2 protein-coding genes and 1 pseudogene are annotated in these 3,188 nt (G+C 61.3%); 1 reads left to right on the top strand and 2 read right to left on the bottom strand.

All coding sequences use genetic code 11. The features are described 5' to 3' along the window. Positions 1-335: 335 nt before the first annotated feature. Together EC839_RS23980 and EC839_RS23975 are read right to left on the bottom strand one after the other, a co-directional pair. Positions 336-1,319 (bottom strand): MDR family oxidoreductase, encoded by a 984-nt coding sequence (locus tag EC839_RS23980; RefSeq protein ID WP_017642997.1) that lies wholly within the window; start codon positions 1,317-1,319, stop codon positions 336-338. A gap of 46 nt (positions 1,320-1,365) precedes the next feature. Further along, positions 1,366-1,998: a TetR/AcrR family transcriptional regulator gene (locus EC839_RS23975; RefSeq protein ID WP_177323679.1), complete on the bottom strand. Its 633-nt coding sequence runs from the start codon at positions 1,996-1,998 to the stop codon at positions 1,366-1,368. Between the two features lie 145 nt (positions 1,999-2,143). Here EC839_RS23975 and EC839_RS23970 point away from each other — a divergent pair. Beyond that, positions 2,144-3,083, top strand: a pseudogene (locus tag EC839_RS23970) (LysR substrate-binding domain-containing protein). The last annotated feature ends 105 nt before the right edge of the window (positions 3,084-3,188 follow it).

The raw sequence follows: 3,188 nt of genomic DNA, 5'->3' as shown, positions 1-3,188 counted from the left end.
AACTGGATCAGGCCGCATCAATTCAACGATGGGCTACCGCCTGCGGTGGCCGAAGAAAAACTTAACCCACTGTCCGGGATGGGTTGACCACTACACCTAAGGGTAGAATTTATTTATGACTGAAAAACACCCAAGATAAAGCCATCCGATACTCCGGGCGTTATAGCGAAGCGGCGTCGTTCGAATAAGCGAGTGCTAAAAAAGATGGGTCTTCCTTCAAAAGAAAGATGCCCGTTAGGACTTTCAGGTTGAAAAGAGTATGAGACTTGGCAGCCGTCCACTCCACACCGTATCGGCGTGGAGCGTCGGCTGATCATCGACGCCTAAGCGGAAACTCAGCGGTTCAGTTTCACCACCACTCTTCCGCGGACCTTCCCACTCAACAAATCGTCGGAGATGGACACGGTGTCCTGCAGGGAGATCTCTCGGCTGATGTCGAGCAACAGGTCACTGTCGAGCTCTTCACCCAGTCGCTGCCAGGCTTCCACCCGCCGCGCGTAAGGCTGGGTCACGCTGTTGACGCCGAGCAGGCTCACTCCGCGCAAGATGAAGGGCGCGACCGTCATGGGCAGGTCCATTCCCTGCGCCAGGCCACAGGCGGCGACCGCACCCTCGGAGGCGGTTCCCGCGCAGACGTTGGCCAGGGTATAGCTACCGACGGAATCGATGGCCGCGGCCCAGCGCTCCTTGCCAAGCGGTCGACCCGGCGCGCTGAGCTCTGCCCGATCCATCACGGACTCGGCGCCCAGACGCTTGAGGTATTCTCCTTCCTGTTGCTTGCCCGTGACGGCGATCACCGAGTAACCGCGGCGGGCCAGCAGGGAAATGGCAAAGCTACCCACCCCGCCCGTGGCCCCGGTAACCAGCACCTGGCCGCTTTGCGGGATGAGTCCGTGGCGCTCCAAGGCCATCAGGCAGAGCATCGCGGTATAGCCGGCAGTCCCCACGGCCATTGCCTGGAACTCCGACAGCGCAGGCGGCAGGGGAATCAACCATTCGCCCTTCACCCTCGCCTTCTCCGCCAGGCCACCCCAGTGGGTCTCGCCCACGCCCCAGCCATTGAGCAAGACCCGGTCGCCGGGTTGGTACTGGGGATTCGAGCTGGCCTCGACCACGCCGGCGAAATCGATCCCGGGAACCATGGGGAACTGACGAACGACCGGGCCGCGCCCCGTAATGGCCAGTGCATCCTTGTAGTTCAGCGTGCTGTAGAGGACCCGAACCGTCACGTCGCCTTCCGGCAGCTGAGTGTCGGCCAGTTCGGCGATACCGACGTGAGGCGTCCCGTCGTGCTTCTCGATGAGTAGGGCTTTGAACATGCAGCCTCCTATTTAGACCGATCGTCTAAAAATGAACCAAAAGAAATCATCGCATGATTCCAGCCAGGTATCCCGTGATGAAGATGTCCAGCGGCGTGGCATTCTGCGCCAGTCGCGCGCGCAGCACGGCGCCCTCCCAGCCGATCCAGAAAAAGGCCGCCAGGGCGTCACAGTCGGTGCCCGCAGGTAGCGTACCGTCCTTGACCCCCGCCCTCAGGCACAGCGCCAGGCGTACCTGCCAATCCAGCAGGACGGCCTCCAACTGGGCGCGAAAACTTTCCGGAAGCACCAGGATCTCCTGACCGAGATTGCCCACCAGGCAACCGCGGCGGAAGCCATGCCTAGTCATGCCCGCCTTGGCGTCCTGGACGAAATTCCACAGCCGCTCGAGCGGAGGGACATCTTTCGCCAGAAACCACAGATCGAGCTTTTTGGCGAAATAGGCGGCGTAGCCCTGCAGGACCTCCTGACCAAAGGCTTCCTTGCTAGCGAAGTAGTGATAGAACGAGCCTTTGGGAACCTGGACCTGCTTGAGCACGGCATCGATGCCGGTCGCTGAAAAGCCCTGTTCGGTGAAGACCGCCATGCCGACATGGAGCAGAGCTTCGCGGGTATCGTGATGAGTCCGCGGCACCTTGGGAGGACGGCCACGACGCGGAGGCGAGTTAGGAATGGTCATGCCCCTAGTATTTAGACCGATCGTCTCTAAAGTCAAAACTTTCCGTCGAGCGATGTGCAACAGTGGCGCGATACCCAAGAGCGACCAGGGCGCTAGCGCCGCACCCGATTCCGCCCAGCGCCAACTGCAGCCCACCGAGTGAGCCATGAAAAAACGCCTTCCTCCATTGAATTGGCTGCGTGCCTTCGAGGTATCGGCGCGCCACCTGAACTTCACCCACGCCGCCCAGGAGCTGCACCTGACCCAGGCCGCCATCAGCCAGCAGCTAAAGGCGCTGGAGTCGCAACTGGGGGCCGTGCTGTTCAAACGACTACCCCGTGGGCTGGAACTCACCGAATTGGGGATGACGTACTTCCCCGTGGTGAGGGAGTCGGTGGAGCGCTTGGTGGCGGCGACCGATGAAATTTTCGGCCAGGGCCACCGGAGCGTGCTGATCGTTCGCAGCAGCCTGATGTTCTTCACCCACTGGCTGGCGATCCGTCTGCCGCGCTTTAAGGCGCTGCACCCGACTATCCAACTGCGCGTGGACAGCAGCATCTGGGTCGAGGACGCCGATTCCGATGCCGACCTGGAGATTCGCTATGGTCAGGGACGTTGGTCCGGTCGCAAGTCCGAACGGCTGACCTGGGACACGCTCCAGCCGGTCTGCGCACCCACCTTGCCCACGATCGCGAAGCCGCTGGCAAAACCCGAAGACTTGCAGCACCACGACCTGCTACACGTGATGGGCTACGAGGAAGGCTGGGGATACTGGCTCAAGCGCAAGGGTGCCGAGCACCTCGACTCGTCCCAGGGCCTGCAGTTCGACACCCTGATCTCAGCGCTGGAAATGGCCGAACTCGGGCAGGGCGTCGCCCTGGCGCGCTCGTCATTGGTCCAGCATCAGCTGGCGTCTGGTCGCCTGATCGCCTGATCGCCTGATCGCCCCACTGGCCAACGACATCGTGACGCAAGAAGCGTTCTACCTAGTGTATTCCGCCCACAGCCTGATGAATCCTGCCGCGGCGGCCTTCGCGACCTGGATTGCTCAGGAAGCCCTGACGTTCCGGGATGAATTGCTTGGCAGTGGCGAAGCCCCCGATTAGCAATAAGCCATGAATCGCCCCTAGTTTCGTAGACACCTCCAAGCCTCATAATGAGACCCAGCAGGAGGTGCCATGAGCAACCAGCGTTACCCCGAAGAATTCAAG

Source organism: Pseudomonas sp. JUb52, assembly GCF_004341115.1.
Classification (GTDB): Bacteria; Pseudomonadota; Gammaproteobacteria; order Pseudomonadales; family Pseudomonadaceae; genus Chryseomonas; species Chryseomonas oryzihabitans.
The sequence above is the reverse complement of the archived record's forward strand: the minus strand, read 5'-3'. Positions and strand labels throughout refer to the sequence as shown.